Raw genomic sequence first — 16527 nt, forward strand, 5'->3', positions numbered from 1 at the left:
GTAAAGCTATTAGTGGCTTTTAAACTAAGATTGTTGGCTAGGTTTATGAGTAAAGAGGGCTTAAGGACATTAATTAGTTGAGTCATTTTGCTTTTCTCCTCTTGCAGGATCACTGCAAATTTGGTGTTTGTTTTGTTGTTATTGTTAGTACTAATTGCTTTGTCTGCTTAGCGTAAAGTGTCATCTGCCGAGAGCAGGTGTGCTTTCCCTTTGACCACTTCTAGTGTGGTTGCTAGCTCACGTCATTGTGAAAAGCAGCATGTTATTTTTAATTCAGTGTGAACACGGCATGGGTAATGCGGTGCTTAATGGCTCCTTGTGGGAGCACGGCACACAATGTACTTTGTCGTAATATTGCGTGCTAAGCTCTAGCAAAGCAAGGCTTGAGTAGTTTGTCAATAAAACTTCATTTGTAGTGCTTTGCAAGTTTGAATACTCAGTTTTATTTATTGGTGCTGTAATCTTGGCGTAACAGTCGTGTTTTGTTTTTCGTTAATGACTGGTTTTAACTGTGCCAGTTTTCGTATAATCCCTCTCCTTTAGATACTCAACTGATTAGGTAATCAAAGAATCTATGACTGTCCGTACGCGAATAGCTCCATCACCCACAGGTGATCCTCATGTGGGTACGGCCTATATTGCTCTATTTAACTACTGTTTTGCCCGTCAACATGGTGGTCAGTTTATTCTTCGTATTGAGGATACTGATCAGGCGCGGAGTACTCCTGAATCAGAACGAATGATTTTGGAATCACTACGCTGGCTGGGCTTGCAGTGGGATGAAGGGCCAGATGTGGCAGGTGGTGCTGGACCTTATCGCCAAAGTGAGCGGATGGAGATTTATGGTAAGTATGCAGAGCAACTGGTTGCTGATGGTCACGCCTTTTATTGCTTTGCTACCGCCGAAGAGCTGGATGAAATGCGTCAGCAGCAGATCGAGCGGGGAGAAACACCAAAATACGATGGCCGTGGGTTAAAGCTTTCAAAAGAGGAAGTCGAGCAGCGGCTGGCTGCAGGTGAACCCCATGTTATTCGAATGAAAATACCTGAAGAAGGTGTTTGCCAAGTGCCTGATATGCTTCGTGATCCCATTGATATTAATTGGAGTCAGGTGGATATGCAGGTGCTGCTGAAAGCAGATGGTATGCCTACCTACCATTTAGCCAATGTGGTTGATGATCACTTAATGGGCATCACTCATGTTATTCGCGGTGAAGAATGGATTAACTCTGCGCCTAAACATATTTTGTTATATCAGTATTTTGGCTGGGATATGCCTACCTTGTGTCATATGCCTTTGCTGCGAAATCCTGATAAAAGTAAATTGAGTAAGCGAAAAAACCCAACCTGTATTACGTATTATCAACGTATGGGCTTTTTGCCAGAAGCGCTGTTGAACTACTTAGGGCGCATGGGCTGGTCGATGCCTGACGAGCGTGAAAAGTTTACGCTTGCTGAAATGATTGAAAACTTTGATATCTCACGAGTATCACTGGGTGGACCCATTTTCGATCAGGAAAAACTAAGCTGGTTGAATGGCCAATGGTTGCGTGAACTTTCAGTTGAAGATTTTGCAAAAAGAATGCAAACATGGGCAGTCAATGCTGACTACATGATGCAGATTGCCCCGTTGCTGCAAACCCGGGTGGAACGCTTATCTGATGCTGCTTCACTGGGAAGCTTCTTTTTTGCCGGATTGCTTGATGTTCAGCCTGAGCAATTCAGCCATAAACAGTTAGATGAAGAAGCCATCAAACGGATTCTACAGTTTGTTCTCTGGCGGTTAGAAACAGTGCGTAACTGGGAAAAAAACACGCTATTTGCTGAAATCAAAGCAATAAGTAAAGCCATGGATATTAAGTTAAAGGACTTTTTGTTCCCCTTGTTTGTGGCGGTCACTGGCTCACCTTCATCCGTTTCAGTATTTGATGCGATGGCGATTTTAGGCGCTGATATAACCCGTGCCAGATTGCGTCATGCGGTCACTGTGTTAGGAGGTTTTTCCAAGAAAGCAGGTAAACGTTTGGAAAAGGATTATCAGCAACTGCTGACTAAAATGTTGGAAGATAGAGCGGTGGCTGAATAATTATTCTAGTCTAAGGTTTGCAGGGTAAGCCCTTAACGCTGAAGGGCTTATCTTGGGCTTAATGATCATGATAGTAGCGTGGTATCCCAGAAACAGTAGAGCAATATACATCGGATGTTGTTTACTTAAGTTAAATCGCAGCTAAATGCTTGACAGCACACAGCAAGCGCCATAGAATGCGCACCACGTTTCGGGGGTAACGCCACTGAAACAGGTAGTCCAAGTATTTTGGCAGCTGATGATCAGCAACGAGCAAAAAAGCTTAAGTTGTGGTCATTATGTTGTTGACGCTGCAAAGTGAAGTTAGAAAAGTTAGATTGGATATTTAAGAAGTATTTTTGCTTCTATGTGGGGCTATAGCTCAGCTGGGAGAGCGCTACAATGGCATTGTAGAGGTCAGCGGTTCGATCCCGCTTAGCTCCACCAAAATCGAAGGTTTACGTCCCCTTCGTCTAGTGGCCTAGGACACTGCCCTTTCACGGCAGTAACAGGGGTTCGAGTCCCCTAGGGGACGCCATATTTATGCGGGAATAGCTCAGTTGGTAGAGCACAACCTTGCCAAGGTTGGGGTCGCGAGTTCGAGTCTCGTTTCCCGCTCCAATTTCTAACGTTTTGTATTGTTGCGTCCCCTTCGTCTAGTGGCCTAGGACACTGCCCTTTCACGGCAGTAACAGGGGTTCGAGTCCCCTAGGGGACGCCATATTATGCGGGAATAGCTCAGTTGGTAGAGCACAACCTTGCCAAGGTTGGGGTCGCGAGTTCGAGTCTCGTTTCCCGCTCCAATTTCTAACGTTTTATATTGTTGCGTCCCCTTCGTCTAGTGGCCTAGGACACTGCCCTTTCACGGCAGTAACAGGGGTTCGAGTCCCCTAGGGGACGCCATATTATCAAGAGTTCATTGATTGAGCTGCTTATAAACAGCGAGTTGATGAACCTTGGCTTTTGAAAAATTGTTTACCGCCCAAAAAACCGACTCAATGTAGTCGGTTTTTTTGTTTCTGGTTTTTTTAGTAAAAGGTTTACGGTCTATTCAAGGACTGTAAAGTTGTTGAATGATAAACACTGGTTTTGGCTCATTAGTGGCTTAATGTTAACTGCACGACATTAATTTTATTTATGTTGAAGCCTGCTTCGCAGTAATGTAAATAGTACTTCCAAGTCCTTTGGAAATGATCATCATATCCCAAAGCTTTTAATTCATCTTTTTGTTGGTGAAAATTATCAGACCAGCAGCGAAGTGTTTTTGCATAATCAGCGCCAAATAGCAGGCAGTCTTCAATTTCAAATTCAAACTGTTCAGCAAGTTGTTTTAGATGTGACAGAGTGGGTAACATCCCACCTGGAAAAATATAGAGCTGAATAAAATCGGGGTTTTTTTCGTAGTGTGAAAAAACTGCTTCATCAATGGTAATCACTTGAATAACTGCTTTTCCACCAGGTTTTAAGCAATGCTTTAGTTTCTGAAAGTAGGTTGGCCACCATTCACGACCCACTGCTTCAAGCATTTCAATAGAGATAATATGATCGTACTGGTTAGATAATTCTCGGTAATCACAGAAGTGAAAAGAGGTAAGATGACTTAAGCCTGCATTTTTTAAACGTTGCTTTGTGTACTGAAGTTGTTCTTTAGAAAGCGTTATCCCAGTAACTTGTAGGCCGTACATTGCTGCTTGTTCGGCAAATCCTCCCCACCCACAGCCAATTTCCAGAATGTGTTGACCGGGGTTTGGGTTAAGCATGTCCAATAGCCGTTGATATTTTCGTTGCTGAGCTTCGAATAATGTCAAATCATATTGGGAAACACCTTCACCATAAATAGCGCTAGAGTAAGTCATACTTTTATCCAGCCACTGTATGTAAAACGAATTACTAATATCATAGTGAGCGGCAATATTACGTTTACTTCCTTTTACTGTGTTTTTATGAGATAGGTGACGTATAGTATGTAACCATTTAATAATGTTGAATTTTTTTCCTAACGCTTGATAATAAGGCTCATTAAGTGCGAAAAAGGTAAGTACTTTGCCTAAATCAGCGGTTTGCCAATGATTTTTAATATAGCTTTCAGCAAAACCTACATCACCCCGCCAAAATAAGTGCCAAAGAAATTTTAGTGGTGATTGTACTTCCATATTTACGGAAGGCCCTGCTTTTGAACCCTTAAAATGAAAACTATGCTCACCCATTTTCAGATGGAGGCTACCAAATTGGGTTTGGTTAAAGGTTTTTATAATGGGTATTAGCCACCATCGGGTTGTGTGATGTGGGCGGCTGGATGTGACTAATGTTTGCTGCTCAGCCATGCGAAACACCTTTTTTTTGCTGCTTGGGATGAGTAAATATGGGCACTTTTCGTAACCATAATTTCAAGGCATGCCAGTGAATCATTGTGATAACTTTCCAGGTCATAAGAGGGATGGATAAAAATAATTTAATAAGCTGTTTATTGTTTGCTGGAATGCGATGGCTGTGTTGGGTGGCCAACAACATAAGAGTTTGATGTTGATAAGTTTTAATGATTGTGAAAAGTTTGTCATTAAAGGGGCTTAAGCGAAATTCATAGTGCATGTCCATTGCCAGGAAAGGTGACACATGAAAGTCTTTGGCCCTTTTAGCAGATATTGTGGATTTAAAGTTATCCTGTTTGGGAGATAGTACATAACAATGGTTTTCGTTAAAGGTATTGCTCACTTCTAGTACAATAGCTCTCAAATTATTCTGTTCATCAAAACAATACCAATTAGCTAACGGGTTAAAGCTATAACCTAAAACTCTTGGAAAACACAATAATATAATACGGTGGGGTTTAAAAAATAACTGATGCTTGTGTAAATGTGTTTTGATCCAAGACGCTAAATTTGACCCATCACGCGGTCCAACATCTTTTTGGTAAAAACTGAATAAATTAAACCTGTTTATTGAAAAGAAACGACATTGAGAATGGGCTTTTTCTAATTGCAATACATCAACAGCAATGTTAAACACAGAATAATTAAATTTATAATTCACAGGTAAAAAACGCTGATGCATAACATTGCTTTTAAAGAGTGATAAAGCAGGATTACTATTCATTGCTGTTTCACACTTTGTGACTGCTCCCAAGGTGCAGAACAGTTTAATTGGTTTGCAACGGCTATAGCTGACTGTAAACCATCTTCATGAAAACCATAACCACAGTAACTACCACAAAACCAGGTATTTTGTTTACCCTGGAGTGTGGGAATGAGCAGCTGTGCTTTTAAGGCATTTACCGTAAAGACGGGATGGTGATAAGTAATTTCACGAATAATGTTCGAGTCTTTCGGAAGAGTGAATGGGTTTAATGAAACAAAATAATTTTTTCTACATTCAAGCTGTTGCAGTAAATTCATCCAGTAAGTTACTGAAACGGAGCTTTGAGCAACATTATGTTGTTGGCTTTTTAAATAATTCCACGAAGACCAAACTCGCTGCTGCTTTGGCATTAAGTGTTGGTCAGTATGCAGATAGGCAACATTTTCTTGATAACTGAAAGCGGATAAAACTTGTTGCTCTTCAGGCGTGGGGTTATTGAGGATAGGTAATACTTCGTCTGCATGGCAGGCAAACACAACCTGATCACAGCTAATTTTCTGTTTTGAGGTTGTGACTACAATTTGATGTTTTTGACGGTGTACTTGAGTGGCCGGCTCATTGGTGAGTAATTCCCCTTTAAAGATTTGTAATAATGCTTTGATATATTGGTAACTTCCTTGGTTCACAGTGCGCCATTGTGGTCGATCATTAATATTGAGCAGGCCATGATTAGCAAAAAACTGTAAAAAACTGCAGGCAGGGAACTGTAGCATTGTTTCATCAGGGCAAGACCAGATAGCTGCAGCCATGGGAAGTAAATACTGTTGTTGCAGTTGATAGGAAAACTGATGATATTCGAGGTAATCATCAAGGGTAATATCAATTGGAATTTGTTTTTTCAGATCTTGTTTTGCGAGTTGATTAAACCTGACTATTTCTCTCAGCATTCGCCAGTAGGAAAGACTAATAATGTTCTTTCGCTGGCCAAACAGAGTGTTAACACTTGTGCCAGCATATTCTAATTCACCATCATTAATTGATGCGGCAAAGCTCATTGAGGTGGGCTGGGTGTGTACGCCTAAATGGTTAAATAGTTGGGAAAGGTGAGGGTAGTTTGGTTGGTTGTAAACAATAAAGCCAGTATCTATTGCAAGTAGCTTATTTTCTTCCACAACCTCAATGGTATTAGTGTGACCACCAAAGTAACCATTTTTTTCAATTAACGTCACACGATAACGTTGACTTAAGAGCCAGGCAGCTGCAAGTCCACTTATACCACTACCAATGACAATAATATGTTGAGCTTGATTCATAGCGTGCAAACCATCTTTGTCTTTAGGTTCATGAGATTGTGCAACTAGCAATGAAATAAGTTGTACGCTAATATGTATTTTGTATAAGAAATATAGGTCGATTTGTAAAAGAAAGCAAGTCAAAATGTATAGGTTGGTGTCACGGCCTTAATTGTTTGAGGAGAGTGGATATATGAATATCAGTGGGAAGTCCTTCTGGCTGGTGGGAGCAAGCAGTGGTATTGGTCGTTCATTAGCGCTGCAACTGGCGGCGCAAGGTGGCAATGTCGCTGTATCTGCTCGCAATGGGCAGGCGTTGACTGAATTACAAAGTCAGGCTCAATCGCTACCAGGCAGTATTCATGCATTCCCACTTGATGCCACTGACCGTGAAGCTTGCCATCATACACTTGCTGAAATTCAAAAAGAGCTTGGTCCTGTTAACATCAGTGTTCTCAATGCTGGAGTCTATCAGCCTATGACCGTGAGTGACTTTAATGCGCAGACATGTGAACACATATTTACGGTTAACGTTATGTCTACCATTAACTGTTTGGAAGCACTATTACAAAAAGTAGATGGGTTGGAGCAAATATTAATTACGGGTAGTGTTGCGGGTTATCGGGGGTTACCGTTAGCCGGTGCTTATGGGGCAAGCAAGGCTGCGCTGATTAATCTTGCTGAAGGTTTTAGGTCAGGTTTTTTGAAGCGAGGCATTCAGTTGCGGGTAATAAATCCAGGTTTTGTTGAAACGCCTATGACTGCCAAAAACACCTTTAAAATGCCCGCATTAATATCATCAGACGATGCAGCTAAAGCCATTATTGCTGGACTATCAAAGTCGGGGTTTGAAATAACGTTTCCCAAACGTTTTACCTGGTGGCTTAAACTGCTGAGGATACTGCCTTATTACTGCTATTTTCCTTTACTAAAAAGACTTAATACATAGTGCAATTACTTTGGGTAAAGTGGGTCTTTGTGCTTTTACTGTCGTTATTAAAGGCACATATCCTGGCTCAGGGCTGTCACGTAATAATGTTATTTTTAAAAAAAGTCATTTTCTGAAGTACCTTTGTTCAAAGTCTCTATAACGCTTGTTGAACACGCCATAAATCCTTCCTTGGAAGAGCGCAACCAGCCAGCTCACAGCGCATTGGTGGTGTTAAATTACTTCAGGTGTGTGTTTATTTGCTTGATTAAGTCTGTATTGTCAGTCGCAGTGATGGTTGAGGTGGTATGTAATTGTTGCTCGTGAATCATTGTGCACTGTCCTGCCAGGATCAGTGGCACTGTTAGTAATTGCTGTAAATGTTGTAATTCTTTTTGAAGAACGTGGCGCTCGAAAGCCGATTGGCTGAAAATAATAACGGCTTGGCTTTGCAGTTTTTCAACAGCAAGAGAGACTTCATCATAAGGCAGTTTGCCAGCGAGAAGTTGTACATGATAGTTGTGTGCACTTAACGCTAATGCTGTGAGTAACAGGTCAATGATTTCAAATTCGGTATGTATTGTTGTCGCTAACTGAGTCAGTAGTACTTTGGGACCCGTTGTTGATTTATTATTGTGATACAGGCGTGTCGTTAATTTTGCCCGTAACTGGGTGAGTAAAAAGCACTGTTCTGCTATTTGACCAAATTGTCCCTGCCAGTTTTTTTTAAGCTGGATAATCACAGGCTTTATTAGGTTTTCACTGACTATATCAATAGGATAAATGGCAAGTGCCTGATTATAAATATCATCCAGTTTATCGTCATTAAAGGTTTTTACGGCATTAATAAATTGAGTTTGAGCTATTTGCCAGTTATCTACATTACTATCTGGTGCAGTTTGTGGTTCTGTGTTGTTTACATTTGCGAGTAAAGCTTTGACTTTACTGACAGCCACTCCGCGGTTTATCCACTCTAAAATACTTGTTATTTGGGTAACATGCTCATGGTCATAAAGCCGATGCCCTTTAGCGGTTCGATAAGGGGTAATCAGTCCATAGCGTCTTTCCCAGGCACGCAGTGTTACAGCGTTGACTCCCGTCAGCCTGGACACCTCCCGGATGGGAATTAAGCCTTCTGTATTTTCATTAACAACTAATTCAGTCATTTTTATTTCAATAGAGTATAAAATATATGACGTCTAGTTTAGCGTGCACTTAATGCGGCGTATATAGCCCGAAATTGGTAATGCTTGTTCATTATGGTATGTGCATCGCCAGCAAAAGGTTTTAAATAGCATTTCTTAACCCTAGCTCATCGGGGTAAGGTGATAAGTACATCTGCTGTTGTATAAATGTATTACCATGCTGTTTTATAAAGTGTTTAAGTAGCGTTATTGGAACAATAAGTGGTAAGAATCCTTGACGATATTGATGAATGATATAGAGGATTTCACCACGTTCAGCTTGTAGCAAAGCATGTTTTAGGAAGCCTAAAATATGCATAAGTACATTTGAATGTGTTTTGCGCGTAGCGCGTTGTTGCAACGCTTTCATAAAGATATGCTGATAAGTGTTGGCGGTTTCAGCGACATTAGAGGAGTCAATATTAGCGACCAGCTGACCTAAACGTGAATAATCTTCAGGTGAGTGAGCTAGTACTGAGTATTTATAACGTGTATGAAATTGAATCAGTGCCGAAGGTGTCAGGTCTTGCATTAGCTTCTGCCAGCTATGGTAAGCGATCACTCTGTTAATAAAGTTTTCTCTTAGTATAGGATCATGTAAGCGACCTTCTTCTTCAACAGGCATAAGTGGAAGGTGTTTCATAATTTGCTGAGCATAAAGGCCTGTACCAGAATTACGATGAGGGTAGCCGTTAGATTGGTAAACTTTGACTCGTTCCATACCGCAGCTGGGTGACTTTTGCATCAAGATGTAGCCACTCAAATGCTGGAGCTGTTTAGCTTGCTTGGTTCCATATTCCTGCAAGGCTTCTGTGACATCGAGGTCAGGGTTAACAGAGCCAATGGCACGAGGTTGTTCTGGGTTACCGACTAAGCGAATAGGTTCCCGGGGTACACCCATTCCAATACCAACCTCGGGGCATATAGGTACATAATTAAATATGCGACTGAGTTGATTTAAGCAAAAAGATGATTGCTTGTGGCCGCCATTGAAACGTACCTTGTGACCCAGCAAACAAGCACTGATACCCACTTGGATTGGGGATACAGAGTTAGTGATTGATGAGTTCATTAAACGGTTCCTTGCGCAACTTGTTTATTTAAACTTTCTTGTACAAATATAGTTTTGGTGTACAAGTTTGTAAAGTGGCTTAGCGCTACTATTTGTTCATAAAAACATAACCGGTTAGCGATAACTGGTTAAGTGACAGCAATTTGGCTGAGATTCGTTGTTAGCCAGTGTTATAGTTATTATCAAAAATAAAACTGCCAGGAGTGTAAGGAGAAGCCTTGTGATAACTGCGGAGTTAATGGAACGTTTGGTCAATGCTTCTAATGATGGTGTTGTTGTTGCTGAGCGAGAAGGTGATGAGAGCATCTTGATTTATGTGAACCCTGCATTTGAACGTTTAACAGGGTATACAGCAGATGAGATTTTATACCAGGACTGTCGCTTTTTGCAGGGAAATGACCGTGAGCAAGAGGGTATTGAAAAGGTCAGAGAAGCTATCAGGAATAATCAATCAACTTGTCAGGTTTTACGAAATTATCGTAAAGATGGCTCTATGTTTTGGAATGAGTTACGACTAACACCTGTGTTTGATAATGAAGAGCAACTCCAGTATTACATTGGAATTCAGCGTGATGTCACCGCGGAAATAGAGGCTAAGCAAAGACTGAAGCAGGTCAAACATGATCTAGATATTGCGATGGAACTACTGGCTTCTTATCAATCAAAATTTGGTCCGCTATAGGGTAGAGGGTTATATAAAATTAAAGGCTTCGGCTTTATTTTCAACATGGTAACTTACTAGCCTTTTTAGTTATGACTTTGTCAGAGCACTTTTTTTGGAAAACAGTTCGGCAAAACTTAGTAACAATGGGAATAAAACAGCCCAGCAAATACCGATAGTCACTAAACCTGTGGTATCAATGGTGACGAGTGTTAACTGGCTTCCTGCAAAATAGCTAAGTGCTGCGAAAGGGGGAGCAAGTGTCATACTCAATAAGGGCCTGGACTGAAGCCACTTTAAACAATGATTTAACAACGTTGCGAATAGGATCCACAAGCAACTAAGCCATAATGGAATCAGTAATGATGGGGTCGGCAGCTGGATAATATTCATCTGCACTAAAAAGCTGTCAAGTGCTGAGCCTAGTAGCCATGTGATCAGAATAATGTCGCGCTCAGTGCGCCAGTTACCAATCCACTTGAAGTGGATAACCAAAATAACCAATGTTGAGATTAACGCAGGTAATGAACCTGTTAGCACACAAATAAACCAGCCTACCTCAAAAAGCAGGGCATTTGCTATTAAAGCCGAAGGGGCATTTAACTTCATGCTGCTGCCTTTTTCTTGATAAAACGAATGAGTTTACCTAGCACAGGAAGTTGTTCGTAGAGCATAGCACCTAAGTCAAAAAAGTCCTGATGCTGCGATACCAAGCCAGTGTTATTAAAATGTAGAAGGCTAACACCTTCTACATTAATACTTTTTTGCGGTAAGCGCTGGTGTTGAAACGTCATTATCCAAGGTTGCGTGACATGGTGAGGAGGGGCCAGCCAGGCAGCTTTGAACTCAAACTGCAAATAAGATACCTCTTGATACATGTTTTCAAAATAACGTGTTACTTGGTCTAATCCTAAATGGGTGCCAAGTGGGTCTGAAAACACAACATCTTCAGTATATAAAGTTGATAAAGGCGATAAGTTATTAGCACCTAATTGCTGAAAAGTGGTTAAAAACTGTTGTAAAGAGTGTTCAAGACTCATGTGCCTAATTCCTTAAACGCCGCGATGGTCTGTACCCGGGCAACACTGTGGTCGACAATAGGGCGAGGATAATCTGGAATCACTTCTTCAGCGGATAAACCTTTGTAAGGTTCATGAATTCGTTTATTCGGTACGTCAGCGAGAGCTGGTAAATACTGACGTATGAATGTGCCTTCTGGGTCAAATCGTTGACCTTGGGTTGTAGGGTTAAATATACGAAAATAAGGAGCAGCGTCTGTGCCAGTTGAGGCAGACCACTGCCAACCACCATTATTTGCTGCCAAATCACCATCCACCAGGTGTTGCATAAAAAAAGCTTCACCTAGTCGCCAATCAATAAATAAGTCTTTAGTTAAAAACATGGCGGTTATCATCCGTAACCGGTTATGCATCCATCCAGTTTGGACCAGTTGTTTCATCGCGGCATCGACAATAGGGTAGCCTGTTTTGCCTTGGCACCATGCTTCAAAAAGGTCTGTGTCATGCTGCCAAGCTAAGTTATCCGTTTCTGATTTAAAGGGTTTGTGTTTGCTAACGGCAGGATAACCACACAGAATGTGAATATAAAATTCGCGCCAAATAAGTTCATTAATCCAACATTCAATACCTGGATTCCCACCCTCGATTTGGCCTTCATTATGCTGCAATGCGGTAATAATGCATTGACGGAGTGAAATGATACCGAGTGTGAGATAAGCCGATAATTGACTTGTGCCGGTAACGGCTGGAAAGTCACGATCGGTTTTATAATTAACAGCTTTTTCACTAAGGAAGTGGTTAAGTCTTTGCTGAGCGGCAGACTCTCCTGGTGGCCAGCATTGCAGGATGTTATCTACGGCAGATTGGGTATATGTTTCATCGAAACCATCACTCAGGACATTGACTGTAATGGCGCGCTGCGTCTGAGGCATTGGCAGTAGGTGACAAGGTGAGCGATAAAACTCAGCAATAAAAGAGCGTCGAAACTGGCTATATACTTTGTAATACTCTCCTTGTTTGGTCAGCAATGAACCAGGCTTGCAGACGACAGCATCAGTATGAGCTTCAAAGTGTAGGCCATGACTAATACACATTTGAGCAACTTGTTGGTCCCGTTTTTGCTCATTGGCACCATACTCTTCATTACAGGTGACTGCTGAACATTTGAGCTGAAGCGCCAAATGCATAAGATACTGGGCAGTGTCATCAAAGTGATTCAGCTGTTTAATAATGAGTGGAATATTGAGTAACTGTAATTGCTGTTGTAATTCTTTTACGGTAGCTAAAGCTAATTTGATTTTATTTGGACTATCATTATGTTGTTGCCATTGAGCAGGATAAAGGCAATAGACAGCAATTACAGGTCCACGCATTGAGGCATGATAAAGTGCTGTATTGTCTTGGACTCTTAAATCGTTTCGAAACCAAACCAATGATGTCATTTAGAATCCTTGTGAAATAATTGCGGATTACACTTTTTTCAAATCAAATGTGCTTAATAATGATAATGACTTGTTATGCTGTTTTAGCTTGCATTGCTTGCGTAATAGTCCGAGTCGATATGTTAAACGGGTTAATTAAGCACCATTTGAAATGGATAAAAATAAAAAGATTAAAACGAAAGTGTCTTCTATAGTATGTTGCTTGGTTGCAATATTTTGTCTTGAAACTGTTGCACTGAGACCAAAGTCATAAGAATATATATAATATTGTACATTATTTTAATTTTGTACAATTATTTTGTGGGTGGACTATGCAGATTTTAATTACTGGGGGAACAGGTTTTATTGGTCAAGGCTTGGTTAAGCAGTGGCTGACCAGAGGCTGGAGCTTAACGGTACTGACTCGAAATGTATCGAAATGGCAGCAAACGTTGCCTCAAGTGAGGTGGTTCAGTCACTGGGATGAGTTAGGCAAAGATGAAAATTGGGATGCAATTATTAACCTGGCGGGTGAGCCTATCCTTGATAAACGTTGGACAGAGCAACGCAAAGCATCCTTATTGGCCAGTCGAGTTGGTGTGACTCAGCATTTATATCAATATGTCACTTCTCTTGCTTATATGCCCAAGCGGCTGATTAGCGGGTCTGCGATTGGTTACTATGGCTTCCATCCTCCTGAAGTAGAGTTAACTGAAGATTCTCAGCCTGGTCAGGATTTTGCGGCTCAACTATGCGTCGCCTGGGAACAGGCTGCAGATGAGATTCGACAGCTGGGAATTGCGACTTGTTGTGTGAGAACGGGGGTGGTGCTTGGTCATGGTGGTGCATTACAAAAAATGTTACCCCCTTTTAAATTGGGCCTAGGGGGACCGATTGGTACAGGCAAGCAAATTTTCTCATGGATTCATTACGATGATATGTTGGCATGTATTGACTGGTTGCTACAGAATCCAAATATTTGTGGTGTGATCAATGCTACTGCACCACAGTCAGTGAGTAACGCCGAGTTTGCGATGCAGTTAGGTAAAGTACTTCACCGTCCTGCATTTTGTCGGGTTCCCGCCACTGCGCTTGAACTTTTGCTGGGGCGAGAAGCATCTGCAATGTTATTACAGGGTCAACGCGTTCTTCCTAAAAGGCTGTTAGAAGAAGGGTTTACATTTAAGTACCCAGATATTGCGAGTACATTATCCCACTTATTGGCGCAGCATTGAGCAATCTCACAACACCATTCATTGAGCGTAGAATAATCAGTTTTAAACGATTAAAAGGATTTAATTATGCTTGAATTGAAAGTTCATCCTTGAATATAAACTAGGAGGCTTTACGAGATCCTGTTGGTGACTGAGGTGTTCTAAGTGTGTCTAATGTATTTCTTAGCAGGTTAAGTTCATGTTTAAGTTTGTCAAACTCAGTTTGAGAACTGCTATTTAGATTGTTTTCCACAAGCGTTGCTACTTTATCGACGGTCTGCTTTTTAAAACTATGAGTGAGCCGGTCCAGCCGATCTCGTTCCCGGCGCTCGATAATTTCGCCTTGATCAGCTAAATAATGGAATAATCTTATCCCTTCATTAACGGCTTTACCAAATAACACTAAGGATCCAAGCCCTGCTAACCATAACCGTTGCGGGAGAAGCGTTAATTTAAACTGTGGAGTTTTATGGTTTGCCATAAGTGATGCCTAACCTTGCACAGTTGTAGGGAATAAGTGGGGTATGTTACGCTGAATACGACACAGGATGTGTAGTGTTCTTAGTGGAAAACATAGTCAACATTTATACTATCGACAAGCAAATTTTAAATTCAGGGATTCGCTTTCATTAAATTGCAATCGCCGTATTCTCACAATAGTCTGGCTGGGATAACAAATAAGCCTGCTTTGTAGGTGATAACTTGGCAAGACGGAAGAGTCAGACGTTTTTCGTAGGCAAGGCTGTAAAATAGGACATGAACTGACATGGATGCTCAAGCCGCTAAAAATATTTCTGAAAATATTTCACAAAAAATTGCAGATTTATCACAGGCAATTGACCATTTGGAGCATGATGACTCCCAGGCTGCAAAACGTTTCCGACGACAGTTAAAAAATACTCTGGCCCATCATGAGGCGGACCAAGAAAGCTATATTGATTATGAAAATATGGCTGGCCCCAATCCAATCATTGGGATTCATAGCAAAGATGTGTTTGATACCCTGTCAGTTATGCTAAAGCAAGCTTTGTCCAATCCTCGGAGTATTTTTCAGCAAACATTACGCTTAGGTGGGGATTGGCTACAGGTCTTATTGGGTAATTCCAGTTTGCGGCCAGATGCACGTGACCATCGATTTCAAGATGCGGCCTGGTATGACAGTATTTTTTTCCGCCGTTTAATGCAAGGCTATTTTGCCTGGCATCACCGCCTTCATGAATGGATTGAGGAAAGCGATTTAACTGAGTGTGATCGGCGCCGAGCGACGTTTATATTATCGATTCTTACAGAGGCATGTTCCCCAACAAATACCTTACTAAACCCTGAAGCCCTTAAGCGCTGTGTTGAAACCTCTGGAGTGAGTTTAGTGCAAGGTGCACGACATTTTGTGCATGACTGGCTGCACAATGGAGGCTTACCTTCTCAGGTCAATATGAAAGCATTCTGTGTGGGGGAAAATATTGCTGTTTCACCTGGTGCTGTAGTTTTTCGCAATGAGTTATTGGAGTTGTTGCAGTATCAACCTACAACGACTGAGGTATGGCAACGGCCACTATTTTTAATTCCTCCACAGATTAATAAATATTACATTTTTGATTTAACCCCTGAAAAAAGCTTTATCCAGCATGCCACCCAGCAAGGGATGCAAGTGTTTGTTTGCAGCTGGCGCAATCCTAAAATTGAGCAGCGCGACTGGGGATTAGAAAACTATGTTGTGGCACTGGAAGATGCTCTGGATGCCGTGATTGAAATTACCGGTAGCCACGATGTGAATGTAATGGGCGCTTGCTCTGGCGGCATAACTGCAGCAACCTTGTTAGGGTATTTGGCCGCTGCCAATAAATCAAAAGTAAATAGTTTTACCTTAATGGTCAGTGTGCTGGATCTTAATATCGATAATGATGCTGCGCTGTTTGCTACAGATCGTTCTCTGGCTCAGGCTAAAAGCTACTCTCATCGACGTGGCGTATTAGAAGGCAAAGATTTAGCGCGTGTATTTGCTTGGATGCGTCCTAATGATTTGATTTGGCATTACTGGGTTAATAATTACTTACTTGGTTATGAACCCCCAGCCAATGAAGTCTTATATTGGAATAATGATACCACGCGACTTCCTGCTGAATTGCATGGTGAGTTTATTGAAATGTATGAAGAGAACCCACTGCATAAACCGGGCTTATTAAAAATATGTCATCAGCCCATCGATTTAAAGCAGGTTACCGTGGATACCTATATCATGGCGGGCATGACAGATCATATTACCCCATGGGAAGCATGTTATCGCTCTTCACATTTGTTTGGGGGAAAATGTCAGTTTGTTCTCAGTAACAGTGGTCATATCCAAAGTATCTTGAATCCACCGGACAATAAAAAAAGCTATTACTTTTTAAATCATGAGCACCCTAAAACCGCTAAAGAATGGAAACTAGGTGCTCATCGAATAGGTGGCAGTTGGTGGGTACATTGGATTGACTGGATTAGTCAGCGCTCGGCGGAAAAAGTCCCGGCCCCACAACAGCTTGGTAGTGCTTCTTACCCAGCTTTGGATATAGCACCAGGCACCTATGTTCATGAGTAGTTACTGACTGAGGTAGCT

At 41.5% G+C, this 16527-nt stretch carries 14 protein-coding genes and 6 tRNA genes; 11 read left to right on the plus strand and 9 right to left on the minus strand.

Translation table 11 applies throughout. The features are described from left to right. Positions 1-574 precede the first annotated feature (574 nt). The 7 genes from gltX (at position 575) to KHS79_RS03275 (ending at position 2968) form a co-directional block, all read left to right on the plus strand. A complete protein-coding gene (gltX, locus tag KHS79_RS03245; RefSeq protein ID WP_212716570.1) occupies positions 575-2086 on the plus strand; it encodes a glutamate--tRNA ligase in 1512 nt (503 codons plus the stop codon). 350 nt (positions 2087-2436) lie between these two features. Then, a tRNA-Ala gene (locus KHS79_RS03250) sits at positions 2437-2512 on the plus strand. Positions 2513-2527: 15 nt separating this feature from the next. After that, positions 2528-2603, plus strand: a tRNA-Glu gene (locus tag KHS79_RS03255). Between the two features lie 7 nt (positions 2604-2610). Beyond that, a tRNA-Gly gene (locus tag KHS79_RS03260) sits at positions 2611-2686 on the plus strand. Between the two features lie 24 nt (positions 2687-2710). Continuing rightward, positions 2711-2786, plus strand: a tRNA-Glu gene (locus KHS79_RS03265). A 6-nt stretch (positions 2787-2792) separates the two neighbouring features. Continuing rightward, a tRNA-Gly gene (locus KHS79_RS03270) sits at positions 2793-2868 on the plus strand. A gap of 24 nt (positions 2869-2892) precedes the next feature. Further along, a tRNA-Glu gene (locus tag KHS79_RS03275) sits at positions 2893-2968 on the plus strand. A gap of 194 nt (positions 2969-3162) precedes the next feature. Here KHS79_RS03275 and KHS79_RS03280 read toward each other — a convergent pair. The 3 genes from KHS79_RS03280 to KHS79_RS03290 are packed head-to-tail and all read right to left on the minus strand — an operon-like array spanning position 3163 to position 6453. Beyond that, positions 3163-4389, minus strand: coding sequence for an SAM-dependent methyltransferase (locus KHS79_RS03280; protein WP_212716572.1), 1227 nt, complete (start codon positions 4387-4389; stop codon positions 3163-3165). Further along, a complete protein-coding gene (locus KHS79_RS03285; RefSeq protein WP_212716577.1) occupies positions 4382-5158 on the minus strand; it encodes a DUF1365 domain-containing protein in 777 nt (258 codons plus the stop codon). The genes KHS79_RS03280 and KHS79_RS03285 overlap by 8 nt, the downstream gene beginning before the upstream one ends. Beyond that, positions 5155-6453, minus strand: coding sequence for an NAD(P)/FAD-dependent oxidoreductase (locus KHS79_RS03290; RefSeq protein ID WP_212716579.1), 1299 nt, complete (start codon positions 6451-6453; stop codon positions 5155-5157). Before KHS79_RS03290 ends, KHS79_RS03285 begins: the two co-directional genes overlap by 4 nt. A 172-nt stretch (positions 6454-6625) precedes the next feature. Here KHS79_RS03290 and KHS79_RS03295 point away from each other — a divergent pair, with 172 nt between their 5' ends. Further along, the gene (locus KHS79_RS03295; protein WP_212716580.1) at positions 6626-7381 is read left to right on the plus strand and encodes an SDR family NAD(P)-dependent oxidoreductase; all 756 of its coding nucleotides are present in this window, start codon (positions 6626-6628) and stop codon (positions 7379-7381) included. A 218-nt stretch (positions 7382-7599) separates the two neighbouring features. Here KHS79_RS03295 and KHS79_RS03300 read toward each other — a convergent pair whose 3' ends face one another. Continuing rightward, positions 7600-8526 (minus strand): MerR family transcriptional regulator, encoded by a 927-nt coding sequence (locus tag KHS79_RS03300; RefSeq protein ID WP_212716582.1) that lies wholly within the window; start codon positions 8524-8526, stop codon positions 7600-7602. Positions 8527-8647: 121 nt separating this feature from the next. After that, positions 8648-9616, minus strand: coding sequence for a YbgA family protein (locus KHS79_RS03305; RefSeq protein ID WP_212716584.1), 969 nt, complete (start codon positions 9614-9616; stop codon positions 8648-8650). 220 nt (positions 9617-9836) lie between these two features. On the opposite strand from KHS79_RS03305, the gene KHS79_RS03310 reads away from it, so the two are divergent. Continuing rightward, the gene (locus KHS79_RS03310) at positions 9837-10298 is read left to right on the plus strand and encodes a PAS domain-containing protein (RefSeq protein ID WP_027707787.1); all 462 of its coding nucleotides are present in this window, start codon (positions 9837-9839) and stop codon (positions 10296-10298) included. Between the two features lie 69 nt (positions 10299-10367). On the opposite strand, the gene KHS79_RS03315 is transcribed toward KHS79_RS03310, so the two are convergent. The 3 genes from KHS79_RS03315 to phrB are packed head-to-tail and all read right to left on the minus strand — an operon-like array spanning position 10368 to position 12738. Further along, entirely contained in the window at positions 10368-10886 is a 519-nt protein-coding gene (locus tag KHS79_RS03315; RefSeq protein ID WP_212716586.1) for a DUF2878 domain-containing protein, read from the minus strand. After that, positions 10883-11317, minus strand: a complete 435-nt coding sequence (locus KHS79_RS03320; RefSeq protein ID WP_094786675.1) for a nuclear transport factor 2 family protein — start codon at positions 11315-11317, stop codon at positions 10883-10885. The genes KHS79_RS03315 and KHS79_RS03320 overlap by 4 nt, the downstream gene beginning before the upstream one ends. Continuing rightward, on the minus strand, positions 11314-12738 hold the full coding sequence (gene phrB / locus KHS79_RS03325) for a deoxyribodipyrimidine photo-lyase (protein ID WP_212716588.1): 1425 nt from the start codon (positions 12736-12738) through the stop codon (positions 11314-11316). Before phrB ends, KHS79_RS03320 begins: the two co-directional genes overlap by 4 nt. A gap of 311 nt (positions 12739-13049) precedes the next feature. Here phrB and KHS79_RS03330 point away from each other — a divergent pair, with 311 nt between their 5' ends. Beyond that, on the plus strand, positions 13050-13952 hold the full coding sequence (locus tag KHS79_RS03330) for a TIGR01777 family oxidoreductase (RefSeq protein WP_212716590.1): 903 nt from the start codon (positions 13050-13052) through the stop codon (positions 13950-13952). Positions 13953-14052: 100 nt separating this feature from the next. On the opposite strand, the gene KHS79_RS03335 is transcribed toward KHS79_RS03330, so the two are convergent. Next, positions 14053-14412 (minus strand): phasin family protein, encoded by a 360-nt coding sequence (locus KHS79_RS03335; protein ID WP_212716592.1) that lies wholly within the window; start codon positions 14410-14412, stop codon positions 14053-14055. Positions 14413-14697: 285 nt separating this feature from the next. Between KHS79_RS03335 and KHS79_RS03340 the strand changes: the two genes are divergently transcribed. Next, a complete protein-coding gene (locus KHS79_RS03340) occupies positions 14698-16509 on the plus strand; it encodes an alpha/beta fold hydrolase (RefSeq protein WP_212716594.1) in 1812 nt (603 codons plus the stop codon). The last annotated feature ends 18 nt before the right edge of the window (positions 16510-16527 follow it).

The sequence above is a fragment of the Zooshikella ganghwensis genome (genome assembly GCF_018263875.1).
Taxonomy (GTDB): domain Bacteria; phylum Pseudomonadota; class Gammaproteobacteria; order Pseudomonadales; family Zooshikellaceae; genus Zooshikella; species Zooshikella ganghwensis.